Origin of the sequence: Vibrio sp. 1167 (assembly GCF_033340375.1) — a bacterium.
GTDB lineage: Bacteria > Pseudomonadota > Gammaproteobacteria > Enterobacterales > Vibrionaceae > Vibrio > Vibrio alginolyticus.
Genome location: NZ_JAWOWK010000002.1, coordinates 592,748 through 614,777, shown reverse-complemented (window position 1 = coordinate 614,777; position 22,030 = coordinate 592,748). Strand labels below are relative to the sequence as shown.

General features: G+C 43.9%; 18 protein-coding genes. 9 read left to right on the top strand and 9 right to left on the bottom strand.

The window, feature by feature from the left end; all coding sequences use genetic code 11:
• The first annotated feature begins 10 nt into the window (after window positions 1–10).
• The 5 genes from R7Z78_RS06055 (at window position 11) to R7Z78_RS06035 (ending at window position 5,737) form a co-directional block, all read left to right on the top strand.
• The gene (locus R7Z78_RS06055) at window positions 11–1,135 is read left to right on the top strand and encodes a glycosyltransferase (RefSeq protein WP_104975301.1); all 1,125 of its coding nucleotides are present in this window, start codon (window positions 11–13) and stop codon (window positions 1,133–1,135) included.
• Entirely contained in the window at window positions 1,132–2,565 is a 1,434-nt protein-coding gene (locus tag R7Z78_RS06050) for a GumC family protein (protein WP_005377649.1), read from the top strand. Before R7Z78_RS06055 ends, R7Z78_RS06050 begins: the two co-directional genes overlap by 4 nt.
• A 221-nt stretch (window positions 2,566–2,786) precedes the next feature.
• Window positions 2,787–3,905 carry a glycosyltransferase gene (locus R7Z78_RS06045; protein WP_169644500.1) on the top strand — a complete coding sequence of 373 codons (1,119 nt, stop codon included), beginning with the start codon at window positions 2,787–2,789 and terminating at the stop codon, window positions 3,903–3,905.
• The gene (locus R7Z78_RS06040) at window positions 3,898–5,088 is read left to right on the top strand and encodes a glycosyltransferase family 2 protein (protein ID WP_104975300.1); all 1,191 of its coding nucleotides are present in this window, start codon (window positions 3,898–3,900) and stop codon (window positions 5,086–5,088) included. The genes R7Z78_RS06045 and R7Z78_RS06040 overlap by 8 nt, the downstream gene beginning before the upstream one ends.
• A 10-nt stretch (window positions 5,089–5,098) precedes the next feature.
• On the top strand, window positions 5,099–5,737 hold the full coding sequence (locus R7Z78_RS06035) for a sugar transferase (protein WP_054576904.1): 639 nt from the start codon (window positions 5,099–5,101) through the stop codon (window positions 5,735–5,737).
• 19 nt (window positions 5,738–5,756) lie between these two features.
• Here the strand turns inward: R7Z78_RS06035 and R7Z78_RS06030 are convergent, their stop codons facing one another.
• The 5 genes from R7Z78_RS06030 to hrpA form a co-directional block, all read right to left on the bottom strand.
• On the bottom strand, window positions 5,757–6,146 hold the full coding sequence (locus R7Z78_RS06030; protein ID WP_005377656.1) for an ATP-binding protein: 390 nt from the start codon (window positions 6,144–6,146) through the stop codon (window positions 5,757–5,759).
• A gap of 126 nt (window positions 6,147–6,272) precedes the next feature.
• On the bottom strand, window positions 6,273–7,853 hold the full coding sequence (locus R7Z78_RS06025; RefSeq protein WP_005377659.1) for a BCCT family transporter: 1,581 nt from the start codon (window positions 7,851–7,853) through the stop codon (window positions 6,273–6,275).
• A gap of 362 nt (window positions 7,854–8,215) precedes the next feature.
• Window positions 8,216–8,731, bottom strand: coding sequence for an outer membrane beta-barrel protein (locus tag R7Z78_RS06020; RefSeq protein WP_005377661.1), 516 nt, complete (start codon window positions 8,729–8,731; stop codon window positions 8,216–8,218).
• 200 nt (window positions 8,732–8,931) lie between these two features.
• Window positions 8,932–9,411, bottom strand: a complete 480-nt coding sequence (locus R7Z78_RS06015; protein WP_021033871.1) for an outer membrane beta-barrel protein — start codon at window positions 9,409–9,411, stop codon at window positions 8,932–8,934.
• Between the two features lie 182 nt (window positions 9,412–9,593).
• Window positions 9,594–13,580: an ATP-dependent RNA helicase HrpA gene (gene hrpA, locus R7Z78_RS06010; protein ID WP_169644499.1), complete on the bottom strand. Its 3,987-nt coding sequence runs from the start codon at window positions 13,578–13,580 to the stop codon at window positions 9,594–9,596.
• A 185-nt stretch (window positions 13,581–13,765) separates the two neighbouring features.
• On the opposite strand from hrpA, the gene R7Z78_RS06005 reads away from it, so the two are divergent.
• Window positions 13,766–14,350, top strand: a complete 585-nt coding sequence (locus tag R7Z78_RS06005; RefSeq protein ID WP_054574130.1) for an FMN-dependent NADH-azoreductase — start codon at window positions 13,766–13,768, stop codon at window positions 14,348–14,350.
• A gap of 94 nt (window positions 14,351–14,444) precedes the next feature.
• Here R7Z78_RS06005 and R7Z78_RS06000 read toward each other — a convergent pair whose 3' ends face one another.
• Together R7Z78_RS06000 and R7Z78_RS05995 are read right to left on the bottom strand one after the other, a co-directional pair.
• Entirely contained in the window at window positions 14,445–14,834 is a 390-nt protein-coding gene (locus tag R7Z78_RS06000; RefSeq protein ID WP_225452445.1) for a hypothetical protein, read from the bottom strand.
• Between the two features lie 62 nt (window positions 14,835–14,896).
• Window positions 14,897–16,201 carry a MipA/OmpV family protein gene (locus tag R7Z78_RS05995; RefSeq protein WP_104976007.1) on the bottom strand — a complete coding sequence of 435 codons (1,305 nt, stop codon included), beginning with the start codon at window positions 16,199–16,201 and terminating at the stop codon, window positions 14,897–14,899.
• A 235-nt stretch (window positions 16,202–16,436) separates the two neighbouring features.
• Between R7Z78_RS05995 and R7Z78_RS05990 the strand changes: the two genes are divergently transcribed.
• The 3 genes from R7Z78_RS05990 to R7Z78_RS05980 all read left to right on the top strand — a co-directional run bounded on the left by R7Z78_RS05990 (window position 16,437) and on the right by R7Z78_RS05980 (window position 19,367).
• Window positions 16,437–16,787 (top strand): hypothetical protein, encoded by a 351-nt coding sequence (locus R7Z78_RS05990; protein WP_005377676.1) that lies wholly within the window; start codon window positions 16,437–16,439, stop codon window positions 16,785–16,787.
• Window positions 16,788–16,796: 9 nt separating this feature from the next.
• Complete coding sequence (locus R7Z78_RS05985; protein ID WP_169644497.1) at window positions 16,797–18,737, top strand: alkaline phosphatase D family protein; 1,941 nt, start codon at window positions 16,797–16,799, stop codon at window positions 18,735–18,737.
• Window positions 18,738–18,926: 189 nt separating this feature from the next.
• Entirely contained in the window at window positions 18,927–19,367 is a 441-nt protein-coding gene (locus tag R7Z78_RS05980) for a TerB family tellurite resistance protein (RefSeq protein WP_017820644.1), read from the top strand.
• Window positions 19,368–19,602: 235 nt separating this feature from the next.
• Here the strand turns inward: R7Z78_RS05980 and R7Z78_RS05975 are convergent, their stop codons facing one another.
• Together R7Z78_RS05975 and R7Z78_RS05970 are read right to left on the bottom strand one after the other, a co-directional pair.
• Window positions 19,603–20,133: a 3'-5' exonuclease gene (locus R7Z78_RS05975; RefSeq protein WP_005377684.1), complete on the bottom strand. Its 531-nt coding sequence runs from the start codon at window positions 20,131–20,133 to the stop codon at window positions 19,603–19,605.
• A gap of 82 nt (window positions 20,134–20,215) precedes the next feature.
• Complete coding sequence (locus R7Z78_RS05970; RefSeq protein WP_005377686.1) at window positions 20,216–21,757, bottom strand: sensor domain-containing diguanylate cyclase; 1,542 nt, start codon at window positions 21,755–21,757, stop codon at window positions 20,216–20,218.
• Window positions 21,758–22,030: the final 273 nt, after the last annotated feature.

Below are 22,030 nucleotides of genomic sequence, written 5' to 3'. Positions count from 1 at the left end.
GGAGAGCCACATGACGGACATCGTAGTATTTGGAGAAGATTTTGGAGGGTTACCCTCTTCCACTCAGCATATTGTCAAGCGACTAGCAGCGAACCATCGAATCCTTTGGGTGAACTCCATTGGCCTTCGTCAACCTAAGCTGGATTCTAAAGACATACAACGTGCGTTAAACAAACTCACTCGTGTATTTCATAACGTAGGCTCACACAAGCCAACATTGGACTCTGAAACAAACCCAAACATTCACATCATCAACTTGCTCACCATTCCTGCCCCTAGTTCTGCATTAGCAAGAAAAGTGGCCGCTAAGATGATGAAACACCAACTCAACAAACAATTACAAGCTCTTGGTTTTGATAAGCCTGTATTTTGGACGTCGCTCCCGACTGCTGCCGATCTTTGTGCAGAAATGAACCCACGTGGACTGATTTACTATTGTGGCGATGACTTTAGCGCTTTAGCTGGTGTTGACCACGACACGGTAGCCAAGCACGAACGTACTCTTGTTAATGCGGCCAGCGTTATCTTTACGGCAAGCGAAACGCTCTCCACCAAATTTCCATCACATAAAACCGTCACTTTGCCTCATGGTGTCGACGTTAGTCTGTTTTCTGAGCCAGCACCGAAGGCCAAAGACTTGCCTGACAACGGCCGCAAAGTGCTGGGCTTTTATGGCAGTTTGTCTGAATGGTTAGATTACGACTTAATTGCCCAAGTCGCAGACCAAGCACCTGACTGGGATCTGGTTTTCATCGGCCCCAACGAACTCAGTGACAATCCGCTACCTCAAAGAAGTAACGTTTACTATCTCGGCCCAAGAGCTCATCACACTTTGCCAAGCTACTCTCAACACTGGGACGCAAGCTGGTTGCCCTTTGTTAATAACGCTCAAATCAAAGCGTGTAACCCCCTCAAGCTTCTTGAGTATTTGGCAACGGGAACCCCCGTTATTAGCACGTCGTTTCCTGCATTAATGCCGTACAAGCATATGCTCCACATAGTTCAAAATGTCGAAGATGTATGCGCCAGTCTCGATCACCTGATCCCACCCCCGGCAAACTCAAAGCAATATGTTCAACAGCAAAGCTGGGAAGCAAGAGCCAACCAAGTTGAGAAATTAGTGAGGACGCTATGAACGATTTGAGAGAGAACCTTAGTGTATTACTACATGGCGCTTGGCGACGTCGTTACATGATCGTTATCCCTATGCTTGTCTTGCCTGTGCTGGGTTTCATCGTAAGTAAACTGGTTCCGACGACTTATGTTGCTCATACCAGCATGCTTATTCAAGAGACAGCGAAAATGAACCCGTTCCTTCAAGACCTTGCCGTCTCAACAATGCTTAAAGACCGATTGAGCGCACTCAGTACTCTGCTAAAAAGCCGACACGTTTTGTATTCTGTCGCAAAAGAACAATCGCTGATCAATGACGAGATGAGTGCAAAAGAGCAAGAGTTCATCATAAAAGATCTTGCGTCGCGCCTGTCTGTTCAGCCACTCGGTAAAGACTTCATTCAAATTCAATTGCAAAGTGGTAAATCAGAAGGAATGGAGTCGATGCTGCTCTCTGTCAGAGAGCATTTTGTCGAACAGCTTTTGGCTCCTGAGCGTTCTTCGATTAAAGATTCGAGTCATTTTTTGACTATCCATATCAACAAACGCAGAGAAGAACTAGACAAGGCAGAGCAAGCCTTTGCAGAGTATAAAAATACTTACTCAGACGCGACACCCGAAATGCAAGCTCAAAGCCTTACTCGCCTTGCTAGCCTCAAACAAACGCTAGCCGAAAAGGAGGCGGAGCTTGCTGGTGTTTCACGAAGTCTAGGCAGTTTGGATCAACAACTATCCAAAACGAACCCAGTTATCGGTAAACTGGAAGAGCAAATCATCGACATTCGTAGTGAACTTACCCTGCTTCGCGCTAAATACACAGAGGCGCATAGTTTAGTGCAAGGTAAGTTGCGAGAATTAAACCGGTTGGAGCAGGAACGCTCGGTACTCTTGAACTCTAAACAACCGGAACTAAACAGTGCTCAACTATGGGATATCGCGAGCAATACCACAGTAAACAGTCTTGGCGAAGCACAGCCTCTACTTGTCTCCCAACTACATCAATTACAAATGATGCGCGGACGTTTTGAAGCACTTACGGAAGAAACCAACAGCTTGCGAGACATGATCCAAGAATTAGAGCGAAATGCGCACCAATTTGGGAGCACAGCAACAGAAATCAACCGCTTAGCTCGTGACGTCGCAGTGAAGAGAGAAATGTATGATGAACTCGTCGAACGCTATGAGATGGCCCAACTAACGGGTTCTTTGGGAGAGTTTGAAGAGAATAAGCGCGTAAAAATCATTGATGAACCGTTCACGCCAACGATTCCAACTAACTTACCTAGTTTTGTATTTGTCATTTTAGGATTTATTGGTGGCGCTGGTTTAGGCATTGGATTAGCGACGATACTAGAGTTAGCCGATAACTCTATCCGCTCTAAAAGAGCATTAGAAAAACACCTTGGTGTTCCTGTCATCACCACTTTACCTAACGTAGTGTACGGAAACTAACCGCCATAAGAACTCATTTACAAGCACTCGGTCGGCGAGTGCTTTTCTTTTACTACTGCCTTATACAGCCTCATAGCATGTCCACTAATATGAATCTCAAATTGAGAATAAACATAAAGCCTCACAAACATCAATATTAACTTATTGTTTTTAAATAATTAATTTTTTGGCACGCAGTCTGCTATTCCTAAATAAACAAAGAACTCAACGAGGGTTTGAAAATGGAATTCAGACAAAAACACAATAACACTAAGCACAGCAAAAAAGTGATATTACACGTCGTGCAACACTTAGCTCCTGGTGGTTTAGAAACGCTCGTACTAGAAATGCTTCGTTTTGCGCAGCCAAACCATTCCGTTTTTGTCGTGAGCTTAGAAGGAAGCAAAGAACATGCACTACAAGGCTGGCAAAAACTATTGTCCTACCAAGGCCAACTGCACTTTCTTAATAAGAAACCTGGATTCAGCGGAAAAACCATCAGTACGCTGACTTCCATGCTCAAAGGACTTAAGCCTGATGTGGTCCACACTCACCATATCGGACCACTCTTATATGGTGGGATTGCGGCACGTTTAGCGCACGTACCTGTAGTTATTCATACCGAACACGACGCATGGCACCTTAATAACAAAAAATCAACTCGACTGCAGTCCCTACTGCTAAAAATGATTCGTCCACATGTGGTTGCCGATGCGAACTTTGTCGCCGAACAAATCCAGACAAAACTGAATTACCGCAAAGTCTGCACCATTCACAATGGAATCGATTGCCAGAAGTTTAAAAGCGGTGACCAAACGGCAACAAGACACTTGTTTGAACTTCCAACCGACAAAATCGTGATTGGCGTTGCCGGGCGTCTAGAAGCAGTTAAAGGCCATAAAGTGCTTATCGAAGCCTTCTCTCATCTTACGCCAAACACACACCTAGCAATAGCCGGTGATGGTTCTCAGCGAACTCAATTGGAAGCACAAGTTAGAACGTTAAAACTTGAAGATCGAGTAACCTTTTTAGGTTTGGTGGACGATATGCCCAGCTTTTACCAAAGCCTAGACTTGTTTTGCTTACCATCACTTCAAGAGGGCTTTCCTCTCTCAACCCTCGAGGCTCAAGCATGTGACATTCCTTGCGTCGCGACGGATGTTGGCGGCGTGAAAGAGACGCTCTGTCCGAACAACAGCACACTGGTTGAAGCAAATCGCGTGTTTTCGTTGGCCGAAGCGTTATCACAACAACTGGAATCATCACACCGCTCTCCTCGAACTTTTATTCTCAAACACTTTGATATCAGAGACATGGTGAGTCGCTACTCACGTTTGGCCAAGGAGGCTAGCTATGAATGATTTACTTTGGATTATAGGGTTTGGTTTATCCGCATTTTTGATTGTCTATCATCACGTTGGGTACCCACTGCTCCTTAAATGGCTTCCTTTAAAACAGCAAGACGAAACCAAAGCACCATTTGTAGAGCGAGCTTACAAAGCCTCCAAAGCAGATAACCAGCTACCCTCTATTACTGTCATCGTGCCCGCCTACAATGAAGAACAATGGATAGCAGAGAAGATCCGTAACCTTGCGAGCCTAGATTACCCGAGGGATAAATTAAGGGTAGTGATCGCATGTGATGGCTGCACAGATAACACAGCCGAGATTGCTCAAGCGACAATTCAAGAAGCAATCTGCTCTGATACTCTGTTCATTATTAATGATCACCAAGTCAATCGCGGTAAAGTTGCCCTACTCAACGAAGAAATGCGTCATGTTAGCTCGGACATTACCGCACTGAGTGACACGTCGGCATTGATTTCTTGCGATTCTCTGTTGCTAGCTAGTCAGCATTATCAAAATGAGAACGTTGGAGTGGTTAACGCAACATATCAAATAATGAGCACTGATAACCAAGGTGAAGCGGCGTATTGGCAATACCAGTCTCGAGTAAAGCACCAAGAATCCTTGTTAGGTTCAACGATTGGTTCCCACGGTGCGTTTTACACTTTCAGAACTCACTTATTTGAACCACTGGAAGTTAGCACCATTAATGACGACTTTATTCTCCCTATGAGAATCGTTTTGCGAGGCTATAGCGCTATTTACGAGCCAAACATGCTGGCTCTTGAACTAGAACAGAGCTCAGACAACGCAGATTTCAAGCGGCGCCTAAGAATTTCAGCGGGTAACATGCAGCAGCTCATGCAATTAAAGAAATTACTGCTACCTCGTTATCGTGGCACTGCCTTTGCATTTCTATCGGGAAAGGTTCTGCGCTTAGCAACACCCTATTTGATGATTGTTTGCTTTATTTGCTCACTACTACTGGCACACAATCCGCTGTTTCAAGTAATGCTGTCCGCACAAGTTGGTATTTATAGCATCGCGCTTATCACTTACTTGATGCCAGCACTTAACACAATTAAACCTTTTAAGCTGATTAGCTACATCGTCATTGGTCATCTCGCCAACTTTATCGGCGGTATGAAGTATTTACTCGGAATGGAAAATGGACGTTGGAAACGCGTCAACCAATAAGGAAAGCATCATGAAAAACTCACGCTACGATTCAAATGTATGCCACGCGAAAAGAACGTTTGATGTACTGGTTGCAATGCTTATTTTGGTCGTCACTGCACCACTTTTCCCATTTATCGCGCTAGCTATAAAAATCACATCGAAAGGCCCAGTGATCTATCGTCAACTGCGTGTTGGGCGCTGTACACCAGAAAAAATGGATCTTTTTCAAATCATGAAGTTTCGCACCATGTATATTGATGCAGAACAACGCTCTGGCGCAGTATGGGCAACTGAAAATGATCCCCGCATCACGCCAGTAGGACGCTTTTTACGCAAAACGCGTTTAGATGAACTACCTCAACTGTTTAATGTGTTGAGAGGTGAAATGTCGATGATTGGGCCGCGCCCAGAACGCCCAGCTTTCTACCAGAAATTAGAAGATGAAATCCCCTATTTTGTAGAGCGCACATATGGCGTGTTACCGGGTATCACAGGCTTAGCTCAGGTTAACCAAGGCTATGATGCATGCATTGAAGATGTAAGACGCAAAGTTGGGTTTGACCACAGTTACGCACTAAGCTTAGGTTCGTTTTACTCTTGGATTTCAATGGACCTTTCAATCATGAGCAAAACATTCGTTGTGATGATTGACGGACGAGGTCAATAACTTCCGGTTCTGGTAACGGTCACTCTTGCCACTGGCGTCGCATCTTTTCTATCGTCGCTGGTGGCACATCATGAATGCTTTGATACGCTCCGTGGCACACTTTAATTTCCACCTCGATGCGCTTCTTCATGCAGTAGTCCATGTAACGCTTCATCTCCCAATGTCGAACAAACGTATTGCTCACAATCACGACTCTCCCTTTGTTCAACCACTTTCTAGTTTGCTGAAAACACCACTCATGCGCTTGAGGTAATTGAACTGGTTCAAAGTGATAATCACCTTCATCATTTTCAAAGTACATGTCAGCTTCAAAATGCTTAGCACCAAGCTCTATCGCTAGTTGTTTTGCTAAGGTTGTTTTACCTGAACCCGGAAGTCCACGAATAAGAATGAGTTTAGCCAGTGACATAACGCAGTTTAATGAGGTGGGAATAAGCCTAAACTGTAACGAAATTATTGGAAAAGAAAAGTAGAAATAAAAAATGCCGAGCACATTAGGCTCGGCATTTAAACTCAATCATGGATCGTGTTGTATTTATTTGTAAGCTGGCAGTTCTGTTCTTAACCCTTTCACCAAACTTACGCACATCAACAGCAGAACAAAAGTAAACGGTAATCCTGTTGCAACAACACCTGATTGCAATGCTTGCAGGGCTTCTTTACCACCAACCCAAAGCATTACGGCTGCAATTGCTCCTTCAATACACGCCCAGAAAATGCGTTGCGGTACTGGTGCATCAATCTTACCACCGGCGGTAATACTATCGATAACCAGCGAGCCAGAGTCTGACGATGTAATAAAGAATACCAGAATCAGCACGATAGAAAGCATTGAAATCACTGAGCTATACGGAAGCGCATCGTAAACATGGAACAGAGTCAATGAAATATCAGTTAGGCCATTTGCACCTAGCTCACCAACTTTATTCACCACTTGGTCAAGCGCAATACCACCAAACACAGACATCCAAATCAAAGTAACAACTGTAGGAATAACGATGACTGCGAATAAGAATTCTCGAACCGTACGACCTTTAGACACACGCGCGATAAACATACCAACAAACGGTGACCAAGATACCCACCAAGCCCAGTAGAATACCGTCCAGCCGTGCATCCAAGTTTCATCTTCACGACCGTGAGGGTTACTCAATGGAATAATATTTTCAATGTAAGCCATTGTTGTGTCGCGTAGCGAGCTCCATGCCGTATCAAACGTGATGAAGGTAATGAAAATAAGCAGCGCAAACGCAACCACCATATTGACGTTACTCAGTAGCTTAACACCACCATCAATACCACGAATCACTGATAGCACCGCGATAAAGGTAACGAAGGTGATCACAATCATTTGTGTACCAATGCCGCCTTCTAGACCAAAGACATGATTAATACCACTGGTCGCCTGCTGAGCCCCCAGACCTAGCGACGTTGCAAGACCAAATAGCGTCGACAAAACGGCAAGGATATCAATAACGTGACCTAACCAACCCCATGCACGGTCACCAAAAATTGGATAGAACGCCGCGCGCAATGAAAGTGGTAAACCTTTGTTAAAGGCAAAAAACGCTAATGCTAGTGCAACGAGTGCGTAAATACTCCAACCATGCACACCCCAGTGGAACATAGTGGCACCCATCGCGAGGGATTTTGCTTCTTCGGTGTATGGTACTGCGTTCAGTGGCATTCCCCACCAATCAGTGAAATACGCGGTCGGCTCAGCCACACTCCAGAACAGAAGACCAATACCCATACCCGCGGCGAAAAGCATCGACAACCAAGAAACGGTTGAGTGATCCGGCGTTGCTTCTTTGCCACCTAAGCGGATTTTACCTAGCGGAGAAAAAAGAAGAGCAACGGCGAACAATAAGAAGAAGTTTGTCGACCACATAAAAAACGCATCAAACTGTTCGATAATTCCGTTTTTTAGACCGTTTAATACGTCTCGAGCAGTGGTTGGCTCAACAAGAAGAAGTGAAATCAGACAGAAAACAACGAGCCCCGCACTAATGCCAAAAACCGGGTTATGTATATCGAATCCCCACTTTTGAACGTTATCCTGTCCAACCTGATAATCGGTTGTATCAATACTATATTTTTTAAATGCATTATCCATAAATACAAATTTAACGTGAATTTGAAACGCCCCTCAGGTGAGAAGAACTCCAATACCGCCCTCCATTAATTTGAACTCTAAAGTTTTAAAGCGGGAAGAATTTTAGCAGCAATCACATATTTTTGCAAAAAGTCGTGATTTATTGCATTTTAAGCTCAATTCGAGACAGATGAAGGGGAAATAATATCAACACAAAAATTATGAGGTCTAACGATTGATTTTGTCGTAGGTTGTAGACTAGAAAAGACACAAGAAATACTTAAGTTCATAGCCAGTCACTGCGCAAATAGAGAAGACCTGCGCTGATTTGGTTTCACAATTAACGACGAAACCAAATCAGCAAACCTTTCATCCAGCGAGCGTTATAAGAAATGGAAGGTGATGTTCCCTGTTACGCTGCTAACGGTATCGCTATCGCCTTCAATATCCACGCCAAACGCTTGATAACTCGCGCCCACAGACACATTGTCCAGCAAGAAGTATTCGGCACCAACACCATACATGTAAGAGACGCCATCATCTTTGTCTAAGTTTCTCAGTCCGCCGTCATAATCAACGTTGAATGCATTGATGCCGCCTTTTGCGTAAACGTGTAACGGGCCGAAGTCGATACTAGGTTTCGCCGCTAAATAGAATGAATCAAAATCAGCACTACCCCTGCTGCCACTCAAAGATAAATCCACTTTGCCGTGATTAAAGTAGCCTGCTTCAATGCCAATGAACGGCAAAATACCAGTACCGACATGAATACCGTAGGTTGTATCATTTTCGCTGTCGATATCGGACTGACCAATTTGGCCACCAGCGTAAATCCAAGAGTCAGCCATTGCTGACGTTGAGCACAACGTTAGAGCGAATAACGAGAGTGTTTTTTTCATACTATCCCTTCCTGATCGATTCCTAAGCGAAACATTACGCAAATATGCGCATTTAATCGCCACTATATATTGGAAAGCATAGGCATTTTAAGACTCTAAAAGTGAATAATTTATGTTCAAATTTTGTTTTGTGACTTCCAGACAAAAAAAACACCGACATAAAGCCGGTGTGTTTCATATGGTGTTAGAAAGCTTGACGCTTATAGGAAATGTAGTGTTGCGTTAACAGAGAACGTGCTGATATCGTCTTTACCAGCAGTGTAGTTCATGTAGCTAGCACCAACAGACATCGGGCCAAAAATGAAGTACTCAGCACCCACACCGTACATTAGGTCCAAATCGTCATCGTCTTTGCCGCCTTTCACTTTTTTGTCCCACTGATGGAAACCACCTTTTGCGTACACGTGTAGCGGACCGAAGTCGATGCTTGGCTTAAGTGCTGCGTAGTAAGAAGTTAGCTTAGTGTCTTGACCATTTACGTTGAACTCACCGTGTTGTGTTACACCAGCTTCAACACCAATGATAGGTAGAATGCCTGTACCAACGTGAACAGAGTATGATGTGTCCGTCTCACCTTTGTAGTCAGACTGACCTACTGTTGCACCACCGTAAATCCAAGAATCCGCCATTGCCGCAGAAGATGCGCCAAGTAGCGCCACTGCTAATAGAGTTTTTTTCATCATCTACCTTTACTCTTTATTATTCCCACGTCTGCATAACTCAGTCGTTGGTACTACAAATAAAGGGAGGCGAACTATTGCCTCCCAGAACTAAAAAATAATGCTTATTGAGTTACTAGCAATTAGTGTACCAGCAACTTCTTAAGCGATAATTACAAATCTGACACTATTTTACTGGTTGATTAGCAAGCATCAATCGCGTTTTTGACTCGTTTATCAGAAACAGGATAAGGAGTGCCTAATTGTTGAGCAAAGTAACTCACGCGAAGTTCTTCAATCATCCAACGCACTTCTTTTACATTTTCAGGAATGGCCACACCTTTCGGGATCTTGTTCAGCAACTCTTTATAGTCTTGAGTCACAGATTCAATCTTCAGCATATGTAAACGATCTTTGTTTGGATCGATAGGCAACTTCTCCATACGGCGCTCTATCGCGCGCATGTAGCGAAGAATATCAGGCAAGCGCTTCCAGCCACATTCCGTTGCAAAGCCTTTGAAGATCAAGCCTTCAATTTGTGCTTTGATATCGGACAGAGCAAACGCCATTGTGAAGTCGATCTTGCCTTTTAGCTTCTTATTGATGCTAAACGCCGTGGTCAGAATAGTCTCAACCTGTTGAGCAATCTCTACAACGGTGTCACCCAATTCAGCACGAACGTGTTCTTTCAACGCTTCGAACTTCTCTGGCTCCCAAACTAAACCACCCTGCTCTTCAATAAGCTTATCGACACCACAGGCAATGCAGTCATCTATCAGATCAAGCACTTTGCCGTATGGATTAAAGTACAGACCCAGCTTCGATTTGTTCGGTAAGTTGGCGTGCAAATATTTAATTGGCGACGGTACGTTCAATAAAATTAGGCGGCGCTGGCCAGCACGCATTGCGGTGATCTGCTCAAATTCGGTTTCGTAGAGTTTGATTTCAACGCTGTCTTTGGTATCAACAAGCGCCGGATACGCTTTTACATCGTAGCCGCCACGTTTTTGTTGATACACTTTCGGCAATTCTCCAAAACTCCACGTATGCAGACCTTGCTGTTCGATATCGTCATCCGCAACTTTGGAAAGCGTTTCTTGAACTTTGTCTTTCAAACTTTCTTTCAGTTCATGAAGGTCTTTGTTTTCCTTCAGTTTACGATTTCGGTGATCAACCGCACGAAACGTGACTTTCAAGTGCTCAGGTACTTGTTCCAAGTTCCAGTCTTCACGCAACACTTCTACGCCCGTCATGCGTCGCAACTCTTTCTCCAATGAATCTAACAGCGGCGCTTCCATTGGCGTAACGCGCGCTAAGAATGCATCGGCATAGTTCGGCGCAGGCACAAAGTTCTTACGAATTGTCTTTGGCAACGATTTAATCAAGCTAACCACAAGCTCATGGCGTAAACCTGGGATCTGCCAGTCAAAGCCCGCTGGTTCAACTTGGTTTAAAATCGGCAACGGCAAATGCACTGTGACACCGTCACTATCATCGCCTGGTTCAAATTGGTAACTCAATTTGAGCTTCAAACCATTTTGATGCCAGAAGTTCGGGTAATCCAAATCGGTCACATGGCTAGCATCACCCTTGAACAGCATCTCTTTTTCAAAGTTCAGCAGTTCCGGATTTTCTTTAGATGCCTTTTTCCACCACGTATCGAAATGCTTACCAGACACCACTTCGGTGCCAACGCGTTGGTCATAGAAATCAAACAGCTCATCATCATCCACTAAGATGTCTCGACGACGAGATTTATGCTCAAGCTCTTCCACTTCTTGTAAAAGCTTACGGTTTTGCTTAAAGAACGCGTGTTTGGTTTCCCATTCACCCTCAACCAATGCACTACGAATGAAGATTTCGCGACTTACGGTCGAATCGATACTGCCGTAGTTGACCAAGCGTTTCGGTACGATTGGTACGCCGTAAAGCATCACTTTTTCGTGCGCCATCACCGCAGCACGTTTCTTCGACCAATGTGGTTCGCTGTAACTGCGTTTAATAAGGTGTTTAGCTAACGGCTCAATCCATTCTGGCTGAATCTTTGCGATGATACGACCCCAAAGTTTTGAGGTTTCCACCAACTCAGCCGACATGATCCACTTAGGCTGTTTCTTGAATAGACCTGATGCAGGGAAGATATGGAAACGAGCATTACGCGCGCCTTGATATTCATTCTTTTCTTGGTCTTTCATGCCGATGTGCGACAGCAAACCAACCAAAATGGCACTGTGTACGCCATGGTAAGAAGCGGGCTCGTCGTTAAGCTTGAACTCCATCTCACGCATCGACTGATGAATTTGGAAGTACACATCTTGCCACTCGCGAACGCGCAAGTAGTTCAAATAGTCTTGCTTACACTGTTTGCGGAACTGATTGCTAGACAAGGCTTTTTGCTGCTTTTGGATGTATTCCCACAAATTCACAAATGTCAGGAAGTCCGACTCTTCATGGAAGAAGCGACGATGTTTATCGTCTGACGATTGTTGTTTGTCTGAAGGACGTTCGCGTGGATCTTGAATCGACAAGGCAGCTGCGATGATCATCACTTCTTTAAGCGCACCATATTTTGGCGCTTCCAATACCATACGCGCCAAGCGCGGATCGATTGGCAAACGCGCTAATTGGCGACCAATGGAAGTCAGGCGTTTTTTCGGATCTTTTACCTCAGAGTTAATCGCACCAAGCTCTTCCAGCAAACGCACGCCGTCTTGGATGTTACGTTTATCCGGTGCTTCCACAAACGGAAACGCTTGAATATCACCCAAACCAAGTGCCGTCATTTGCAAGATAACCGACGCTAGATTGGTACGTAGGATTTCAGGATCAGTAAACTCTGGGCGTGATTCAAAATCTTCCTCTGAGTACAGACGAATACAGATACCCTCTTCCACACGACCACAACGACCTTTACGCTGGTTCGCACTCGCCTGAGAAACTGGCTCGATTGGAAGACGCTGAACCTTAGTACGGTAACTGTATCGACTGATACGCGCCGTACCCGGGTCGATAACGTACTTAATGCCCGGAACAGTTAGCGAGGTTTCTGCCACGTTGGTTGCCAGTACAATTCGGCGACCAGTGTGAGGTTGGAAAATCTTATTCTGCTCACCTGCCGACAAACGCGCGTAAAGCGGCACAATTTCCGTGCTCTTCAGATTACGTTTGGACAATGCATCTGCGGTATCACGGATTTCACGTTCACCGTTCATGAAAATCAGGATGTCACCTAAACCTTCATCGCACAGTTCGTCTACCGCTTCGAAGATGCCTTCAAGCTGGTCACGATCATTGTCGTCATCACCGTTTAGTGGGCGGTAACGTGTTTCTACTGGGTAAGTACGACCCGATACTTCTATGATTGGTGCATTGTTGAAGTGTTTTGAGAAGCGTTCTGGGTCGATGGTTGCCGACGTGATGATCACTTTCAAATCAGGACGACGTGGCAGCAACTCTTTCAAGTAACCCAAGATGAAATCGATGTTAAGGCTGCGCTCGTGCGCTTCATCGATAATGATGGTGTCGTATTGATTCAAGAAACGGTCATGCTGAATTTCAGCCAACAAGATACCGTCCGTCATCAATTTGATTTGGGTATTTTCAGAGATCTGATCGTTGAATCGAACCTTGTAACCAACAAACTCACCAAGCTTGGTTTCCATCTCTTCGGCAATACGGTTAGCAACCGAACGCGCTGCAAGACGACGAGGCTGAGTATGACCAATCAGGCCAAATTTACCGCGACCAAGCTCAGCACAGATTTTTGGTAGCTGAGTGGTTTTACCAGAACCGGTTTCACCCGCGACGATAACCACTTGGTTTTCTTCGATCGCTTTCGCAATATCGTCGCGTTTTTGGCTTACAGGCAGGATTTCTGGGTATTCAATCGTTGGTTTGTAGTTGCTGCGCTGCTCTGCAACCATCATGGATTTTGCGATGTCTAATGCGATTTCGTCGAACACAGCATTACGCGCTGCGTCCTTCTTAATTTTGCTTGCACCAGAAATACGTTTACTCAAGCGGAAACGGTCGCGCATCATGCACTGATTCAGCGCTTTACGCAGAGATGCCGCGCTATTCACTTGAGCCTGAGGTGTTTGAGCTTGTTTCGCTGTCGCTTTTTGCGCACCATTTGACGGTGTCGCTTGCTCTTCAGCTAGATTCTTTTTTGGGGGCTGTGACGAAGTCAAAGCGTTTCCTATTCTTTTCATTACAAAAACTGCGCGGATTGTATCACACAAGATCTGTAACAAGATAACCGAAAGCTCATTCAATTTTTTCGAACATGTTCAGCGAATCGCTAGGCTTTTGAACTCACTTACGTTGCTTATAATGGCTCCCATAGTCGAAAGCACTTATTTAAGGAATAACCATTATGTCTCGTGTACTAGCTCTAAAATCAAGCATCCTTGGCGATTACTCTCAATCAAATAAATTGGTTGAAAACTTCATCAAAAATGTAGACCAAGACAAGCTTACTGTTCGTGATTTGGCTGCAAACCCGCTACCTGTTTTGGACTTCGCCGTTGCGACTGCACTGCGCGCTACGGAAGATCTTTCACAAGAACAGCAAGCGGTGGTCGACCTGTCTGACACCCTTATTGAAGAAGTAAAGGCCGCAGACACTTTGGTTATTGCCGCTCCAATGTACAACTTCACCATTCCGACTCAGCTTAAAAACTGGATTGATTTGATTGCTCGTGCAGGCGTGACATTCAAATACACAGAAAACGGCGTTCAAGGTTTGATTGAAGGTAAAAAGGCGATTGTAATAACGACTCGTGGTGGTATTCATAAAGATTCACCAACTGACAACGTTACGCCGTACCTACGCACTGTACTGGGTTTTGTAGGAATCACTGATGTGGAGTTTGTTTACGCAGAAGCGCTAAACATGGGTGAAGATGCAGCCGCAAAAGGCATTTCAGAAGCGCAAAGCCAACTTGCAACAATGGCGTAAGTTAGAATAAACCAGAATACAAAAGGGATTGGTTCGCGCCAATCCCTTTTTAGATCAAGATGCCTTGATCGTATTTATAGGGTCTCTAACATCATCAAAAACGATTCACTTTCTCCAAGTTACGTATTGCATCGAGGTAGACTTTTTCTAAAGACCGCTCAGCTTCGCATATCATGTTCTCGATCATCGCATTAAACGCGACATCGCTACGCACTTCTATATTGTCTCCCGCCTTAACGTCAAGAGAGTTGACGTACAACACCAACCATTCATCGCCCTCCAAATGCCCTTCTCCGTGAATGGCAAAAAAGCGTTTAGCAAATTCAGCGTTGGTACAATTTATCGCTTCAATTTGAAGATTGAATGAGGAGTCGATACTCATGGTGCTCATGCCATCCGATTCATCAGATGCATCACAAACAGCCTTAACTCTGGCACGATATACGAAATTTCTCGTTGAAAGCAGCATAGTATTATTCATCATTACTCATAATGGGCGATAAATAAGTCAGTTGCAAATCCGACCTATATGCATCTCGCGATGCGCTAAAACTCGAACTGGAAATAAATAGTATTGTAGTTGCTCCCACCTTTAATTCGCCCAAACTGGGAAGCGCTTTCAAAAATCGCCGAGCGGTGATGCAATGAATAGCCCACCCACATATTGTTCCAGCTCTTTTGGTTGAAGAGATCGCCTACATTGACATCAAACGAGAAATCTAAGTAGTTGAGCAACTTGCTTGGTGTATAACCCTTGTCTTCCATTTCTGTGCCTTCAATATAGGTAATGCTATCAATGTATGACACACCTTCCGCTACACCAAATCGCCAAGTCGTAGGCCAATTAACCGTATAATAAGCCTTAATCGCCATGACGTATTCTGTGCTCGCAGACTGAACACTGGACGACCAGTGATGAACCAACCCTGGCGTTAAATAAATATCAAGAGGAAAACCAAACAGCTCATCCGTTAATGGATGCCCATAAAACAATGAAGTAAGTTGATTGTCGTATGGGTCTTTTTCTCTCTCAAAGCTAAATATTTCACCGATGTTCGAAGGCGTCGCCCAACCATGCGCAATACGTAGATATGCTTTATTGCTCAGTGTCGGTTTCGGAGCTTTGCTTTTATCGTTGAAAAAGCCAAAACCGACAAACACTTCTCCCTGATATCGATCTTCTACAAGCTGACTGTTGTAGGCGTTATCATCTAAGCGAGTAACACTCGTCTCACCCAATAAATACAAATTTGAAGTTACATGGTAACGCGCTTTAATACCAAGATTGGTGTCAAGCCCAGCTCCAATTCTCTCGCCAGTAATATCCTTAAAGGAATAATATTCACTATTGAAATCAGCGTCTTTGTATCGAATCGTAATCGATGGCTCTAATTCCCAATCACCAAATACATAATTGGCAGCAAAGCGGTAATTAGAGTGAAACTGGAGTTCGTCGTCCGTCATCAACTCTACTTCTGCGCGCCAAGTGTCGTTAATGCTATAACGCACTTGCCCACCGAAATCGACTCTGTCCCCTTCATTAGCATTTTGTAGCGACATGGGAATATCGACAAATCTCAATCGCATGAGTGCGCTCGCGCGCCAGTCGGAATCACTCTCGTTATACAAAAAAGCGCCACCTTCAATGCCATTGATATACACATGTTCGTTTTCAAAGAACATCATTGGTACAAATGTACTCACCGTAGAGTCATTATCGGCGGTGTAAAACGGAATCGATGCTGTGCGATACATCGCAGCAATCCCCCACGTTTGTTCGTCTGCACCATGCGCAGAAGAAACTGCCGCAGCTAAAGGTAAAGCGAGTGTTGTTAGAATTAATCTCTTCATGAGTTCGAAAAATGTTGGTTGAGAAGCAGGCAAACATCAATGATTTGCCATTAAAAGCTTATGTTCTGCTGATGATAGCCGTTACAATGGCAAATGTTGTCATCCTCGTGACAGTTTGAGTCCCATGATCATATTAATATTGCATGACTAGGTGAGCTTGTTTGCGAATATTTTACCATTACAACAAGCGCTTAAACTCTAGCTTAGTTCTAAATCAAACATAATGAAGTAAAAAGTGAAAGCATCAGAACTCATCTCTACCTTGAATCATTTACCCGCAGACACAGACCCAGACATTGTGATGGGAGAAGCATGGCTGCCAGAGAGGTTGATAGGGACTCAACTCGATGGTGACATGTTGTTTTTGCACTTTGATAATGCACCAGAAGATGGTCAAGGTGACGAAGAAGGGCGTGGCTTCGTCGAACACGAAATCGACTTAATTAGAACTCGGCTTCAGCAAATTTTGGATGAAGACAGTGATAACGCGTCAAAAGCCGATGCGATGCTTGGTTTGTTCCTTATGGGACATGAACTTAGTAGCTCGCAAGTTATCGAAATATTAGAAGAAGAAGCTGACACATAAGGAGCCGTTTTGCCAGCATTGATGAACACGACTGAAATTTCTTCACTTCCTCTTGTCGTTGCAGGTCCGATCCTACGTAAAGTGACCGCAACTGAAATCAATATTTGGCTAGTCACCACCCAACGCTTGGAGGGTATGGTGCAAATTACGGATGAAAATACCTCCATCCTTTATCAAGCCCCTTTAAGTGAACAAAAAGAACAGCTTCAAATCGGCCTCAATGCGTGGTGTTGCTTACTTAAATTAGAAGGCGAGTTTCCAACCCATCAAGCGTTACGCTATCAAATAAAAACGCAATATGGATTAGTGACGGAACTGCTCCCTCACCTGACTTATGAGCGAGATAATACGCCAAACTTGGGTATTGAGTTCCTCGTTAGTGAAAAAGCGGATTATCTCCTACATGGCTCTTGCCGTAATCCCCATCACTTCAGTGATGATACATTGGTCGCTGCGGATCATAAAATCGCGTCTCAATCCATTGAAGAAAGACCGGATATGCTCATCATGAGTGGTGATCAAATCTATGCAGACCATGTTGCAGGCCCCACTCTCGATGCCATTGAGCAAGTCATAGCTTTATTGGGTTTGCCAGGCGAAGAATTCGATCAAGCTCCGATAAAAAATACCAATGAGCTCTACCAACACCCTGCTTGCTATTATGGTCGAGATAAATTGTTGCCTCATTATGTGAGTGATGACAGTTTACTAAGTAAGTTTTTTCCACACCGAGGGACACCAATATTCAGCGCCAAAGAGTGTGAGAATCACCTAATAAGCTTTGCTGAGTGCTTTGCAATGTACTTATTGGTTTGGTCTCCGACCTTGTGGAAGCTTGTTCGAACGGATCGTTTATTAGAAAACGAATTTACTGTCGGCGGAGAAGTTCTTGAACCCAAATGGCAGCAGCAATGGCGCGAAGAAAAAAAACAAATTGATAAATTCGTCGCAGGTCTGGACAAGGTTCAACGCTTACTCGCTCACATTCCAACCTATATGATTTTTGATGATCACGATGTCACCGACGATTGGAATCTCACCATAGGCTGGGAACAAGCCGCATACAGCAACACGTTTGCAAAACGCATTATCGGTAATAGCTTGATTGCTTACTGGGTTTGCCAAGGTTGGGGAAATGCGCCAGAAAAATTCAATGATGAATTTATGAGCCTCGCTCAACGCTTTATCGATGAGCGAACCTCGCAAACCCAAGATGCATTTATTCAATATTTGTATCGCTTTGAGAATTGGCACTACACCATTCCTACGACACCAAAAGTTGTCGTGCTAGATACACGAACCAGACGCTGGCGTTCTGAGTCTAAAATGAACAAACCTTCTGGCTTAATGGACTGGGAAGCGATGATTGAGTTCCATCAGGAGCTCGTGCATCAAGACAAGGTTGTTATTGTTTCTGCCGCGCCAATGTTTGGTGTGAAATTTATCGAAGCACTACAACGTGTGGTGACCATGCTTGGTAAACCATTGATGGTTGATGCTGAAAACTGGATGGCTCACCCCGGAAGTGCGAATACTCTTATTAGTATTTTCACACACACAAAGACACCAACTAACTTTGTTATTCTCTCTGGCGACGTACACTACTCTTTTGCATACGATATTAAGCTCCGCTATCGAAAAAACAGTCCGAATATCTATCAAATCACCTGTAGTGGAATTAAAAATCAGTTCCCTACACAACTGCTCAATATTTGTGATGGCCTAGATAGACTGCTATACAGCCCTCGCTCACCTTTAAACTGGTTCACAAAACGTAAACGACTCAAGATTTACAAACGCGCACCAAGTACGCACAACTTTTATCGCTTGGTTAACCATAGTGCCATTGGTGAGCTACGCCTTGATGATGAAGGCAAACCAAGTCAAATTAGTATTCTGACGAGTGATGGTGACGAAGTTCATTTTCCACCGACACGTGCTGAAAGCTGAGTATCAATCCCAAAATGACTTGCCCTTTGTAAGAGGCAAGTCACCTTGAACTAACTCAGGAGTTTAGGTTTTTTGGGGAGAAAGTGGCCGTTCTTAAATGTCAACGGCGTACTAAATTTGGTATCGCACCTTGAGATCTTCCGTATTTATTACCATGTTAACCAAATAAACAATAGCTCGGTGTTCATTATGTTTAATTCTCTCACATCATTATTTAAACAACTCATTGATGGCTCTGATTTAAGCCAAACCAACACACTTTCCCCTAACATGGCTATCGCGTGTTTGCTTTGTGAAGTTTCTGGCGCAGACCATAGTGTCGATGATAGAGAACAAGAAACAAAGCGCTCTTTATTGATGAAACTGCTTTCGTTAAATGAAGAAGAATCAAATACTTTGTTAGAGCAAGCGCAACAGAAAATAAAAGATTCCGCTTCGCTGTACGACTTTACCTCTCAACTAAGAGAACTGACTCAAGAAACTCGTTACAACTTAATCAAAAGCATGTGGGAAGTCGCTTACGCAGACGGCGAAATTGACCCGCTAGAAGACGCGGTGATCCGTAAAACAGCAGAGCTACTCTATGTTGATCACAGCGAGTTCATTCGAGCGAAGTTACAGTCTCAGTAAAGTGACGAGATGAGTATATAAGGCTAACTCTAAGCTACCCCTAGAATGACAACAGATATCGCTTCTGTAGCCATAAAAAAACGCGCACTCTGCGCGTTTTTCAATAAGCCAACGACATTGTTATTAAAATACTGGTCAAGGTATGTGTTTAGCTCTTTCCACACTAAACAGACTGCATTACAAAACAACAATGGTTGGATGATTATTTAATTACAAGCTAGCTAGGTTCGAATAACTAAAACATGGTCAAAGCAAGCTTAGCTAAGTTGTATGCATCTACATAGCCAGAGTGTTGACGCCCTTCCCAGTCTATTCCTTTTGCTTCTTGAGCGGCTCGATGGCCTATACGTTTATCTTTAAGACGATTTTGAATACGGTAGAGTGTCGCTAAGTTGATGAACTCTGTGAACGGTGCTTCAATACCTTTTTGCTTACACTCTTCTAGAAGAATGAGGTCATCTCGCCCCCAAGATGCAAAGATTTTGTTGCGACCACCGAAGTTCTTAACCATGGATTTAAGCACTTCTTCTAGTGGGCGTCCTTGTTTTTCAATCTTACGTGGTGTGATGCCCGTTAACTCAGCGCAAAACAGAGACACTTCATCGTGTTCTGGTTTCACGTAGTATTGAGCACGCTTGACTATCTCACCTTTAGACAAATCTATTTCAGCTAAACCCACTTCGATAATTTCACCCGTGCTGCCGACGCCATTTTCGTTCCAGCAACACATTTCTAAATCGAAGCATACAATACGGTTATGGTTCATAGTTTGCCTTGGTTCCTAACATAAAATTTAAAGCGTGCGATTCTATCGTAACACGGCGTAAAACTCGAATTTGTGCGCCCATTTAATCGCCGATCGACACATTATTACGGCCGTTTTTTTTACTCAAATAGAGTTGACTGTCCATTTTGTGATACAAGCTCTCAGGATCTTCTTCTTTATGGATAACCGCACCGATACTCAACGTACAGATGATTGACGCATCACCATAATCAAAAGCCGTACTTGCCACAACACTCCGTAACTTTTCTAGGTAAGCTTCTAGCACCGCTCTATCAATGACTTTAGAAATAATACAAAACTCGTCACCACCAGCGCGGTAAAACTTATCTCCCGGTTTTAAATTAGCACTGACCAGCTTAGTGACATGTTGCAACGCTTCATCTCCACCTAAATGGCCGTGTTTGTCATTAATCACTTTGAAGTGGTCGATATCAAAACCAACCAAGGCGAAGTTAACACCTTTGTTTATCTGATTAAGCAAGTGATCGTTGAATGCTCGGCGATTCAGTAGTTGAGTTAGAGGGTCTCGCTCTGCCATTCTTTTTAATTCAACGGTTTTGAGCTCCAACATGACCGCTAAGCGCTCTTTTTCTCGAGACTGTAAATTTACAATCCAACTGATCAAAAAGGCGATTACCAATCCGGCTAGCGTCGTGCCCGCTAAAATAGAACGCTCCCAAGCTGAGACTGCGTCAGAAAGTTTAAAGTCAATACGCCATTCACGGTTAGGCAGTTGAATGGTTCGGCTTATAACGGTTCCTCGAATGTTATCCCAGCTAGCACTTTGAAAGAGAACAGGGTCATCTGCTGCGTCGAATCCCAAGTCTTCTACGCGCACCGACATATCGAGCTCCGTCGCGGTTTTCGTAATCAAATCCTCAAAGTAAACCGTACTTCGAATAACACCGGTCACTACTCCTAATAAATATTTGTTCTCGAAGTCGAACACTGGATGGAACACCAGCAACCCAGTCTTAGGTATGGACTTGTCATAACCATCTTGCAGTAAGCGAACTTTATCCGAGACATTCGCTCGCCCATTTTCGGAAATGTCATCCAAGATTAAATCGAAGCGTTTGCGCGAAAAATAGAAACCCAATAGAGAAAGGTTTTCCGGTGTTCTTGGGTAGATATCCGACGCGATGAAAATTGGCTCATTGTGTTCAAAAATGTACCCGTAGGTTTTGGGACCATCTTTAGGAACGGTAAACGGTTGGAAGTTTGGAAATTTTTGACGGGTCTTTAAAATATGTTCATCAAGATCTTCGAATTCGACCTTTTGCATCCATTGAAGTCCAATGAGACTTCGCGAGCTGTTAATCACTTGTTCCGCATACATCGGAAACGATGGCCAATAGCTTCGCTCAATCGAATGGAAAAAGTTTGCGCCCGCACCAATGAACTTTAGATCATTCTCGACGTTTGCTTTAAGTGATTCTGCTTGTCGGTCGGCTAAAGTATCAAACGTCGTCTGTGTATACCGTTGCTGCATTGTATAAGCAGCACCAACTACACCAGCAGTGACACATAAAGTCGCCAAAAAAGCTAAAATAGAGTCTGAATGTCGTTTTATAAAGCTCTTATGAGCGGTGCTTTGTGTCATATCGTAATTTTTGATACTTCCGTAAGTTAAACTTCGGGATCTATTGAAATACTGCGTTAGCAATGCACAAACATCAAGCAACAACCTATATTGGGGAGTCTGATCGTCGATTTTTCACGCTGTTCGTACGGTATAGTCACGAATTATTACAGCCTTAAGCCTTGAATATGCTACCATCCGTCATCATTTTAATGTCTAAACTTGGTGCAAGATCGCAAAGACGATCGTTTTAGTGAACAAATATGAGCCAATACTGAGCACCAATAAATCAAT

What these genes read in the sequence shown, in the direction of transcription:
- R7Z78_RS06055 (WP_104975301.1), top strand. Translation starts at nt 11, where the DNA reads ATGACGGACATCGTAGTATTTGGAGAAGATTTTGGAGGGTTACCCTCT.
- R7Z78_RS06050 (WP_005377649.1), top strand. Translation starts at nt 1,132, where the DNA reads ATGAACGATTTGAGAGAGAACCTTAGTGTATTACTACATGGCGCTTGG.
- R7Z78_RS06045 (WP_169644500.1), top strand. Translation starts at nt 2,787, where the DNA reads ATGGAATTCAGACAAAAACACAATAACACTAAGCACAGCAAAAAAGTG.
- R7Z78_RS06040 (WP_104975300.1), top strand. Translation starts at nt 3,898, where the DNA reads ATGAATGATTTACTTTGGATTATAGGGTTTGGTTTATCCGCATTTTTG.
- R7Z78_RS06035 (WP_054576904.1), top strand. Translation starts at nt 5,099, where the DNA reads ATGAAAAACTCACGCTACGATTCAAATGTATGCCACGCGAAAAGAACG.
- R7Z78_RS06030 (WP_005377656.1), bottom strand. Translation starts at nt 6,146, where the DNA reads ATGTCACTGGCTAAACTCATTCTTATTCGTGGACTTCCGGGTTCAGGT.
- R7Z78_RS06025 (WP_005377659.1), bottom strand. Translation starts at nt 7,853, where the DNA reads ATGGATAATGCATTTAAAAAATATAGTATTGATACAACCGATTATCAG.
- R7Z78_RS06020 (WP_005377661.1), bottom strand. Translation starts at nt 8,731, where the DNA reads ATGAAAAAAACACTCTCGTTATTCGCTCTAACGTTGTGCTCAACGTCA.
- R7Z78_RS06015 (WP_021033871.1), bottom strand. Translation starts at nt 9,411, where the DNA reads ATGAAAAAAACTCTATTAGCAGTGGCGCTACTTGGCGCATCTTCTGCG.
- R7Z78_RS06005 (WP_054574130.1), top strand. Translation starts at nt 13,766, where the DNA reads ATGTCTCGTGTACTAGCTCTAAAATCAAGCATCCTTGGCGATTACTCT.
- R7Z78_RS06000 (WP_225452445.1), bottom strand. Translation starts at nt 14,834, where the DNA reads ATGATGAATAATACTATGCTGCTTTCAACGAGAAATTTCGTATATCGT.
- R7Z78_RS05995 (WP_104976007.1), bottom strand. Translation starts at nt 16,201, where the DNA reads ATGAAGAGATTAATTCTAACAACACTCGCTTTACCTTTAGCTGCGGCA.
- R7Z78_RS05980 (WP_017820644.1), top strand. Translation starts at nt 18,927, where the DNA reads ATGTTTAATTCTCTCACATCATTATTTAAACAACTCATTGATGGCTCT.
- R7Z78_RS05975 (WP_005377684.1), bottom strand. Translation starts at nt 20,133, where the DNA reads ATGAACCATAACCGTATTGTATGCTTCGATTTAGAAATGTGTTGCTGG.
- R7Z78_RS05970 (WP_005377686.1), bottom strand. Translation starts at nt 21,757, where the DNA reads ATGACACAAAGCACCGCTCATAAGAGCTTTATAAAACGACATTCAGAC.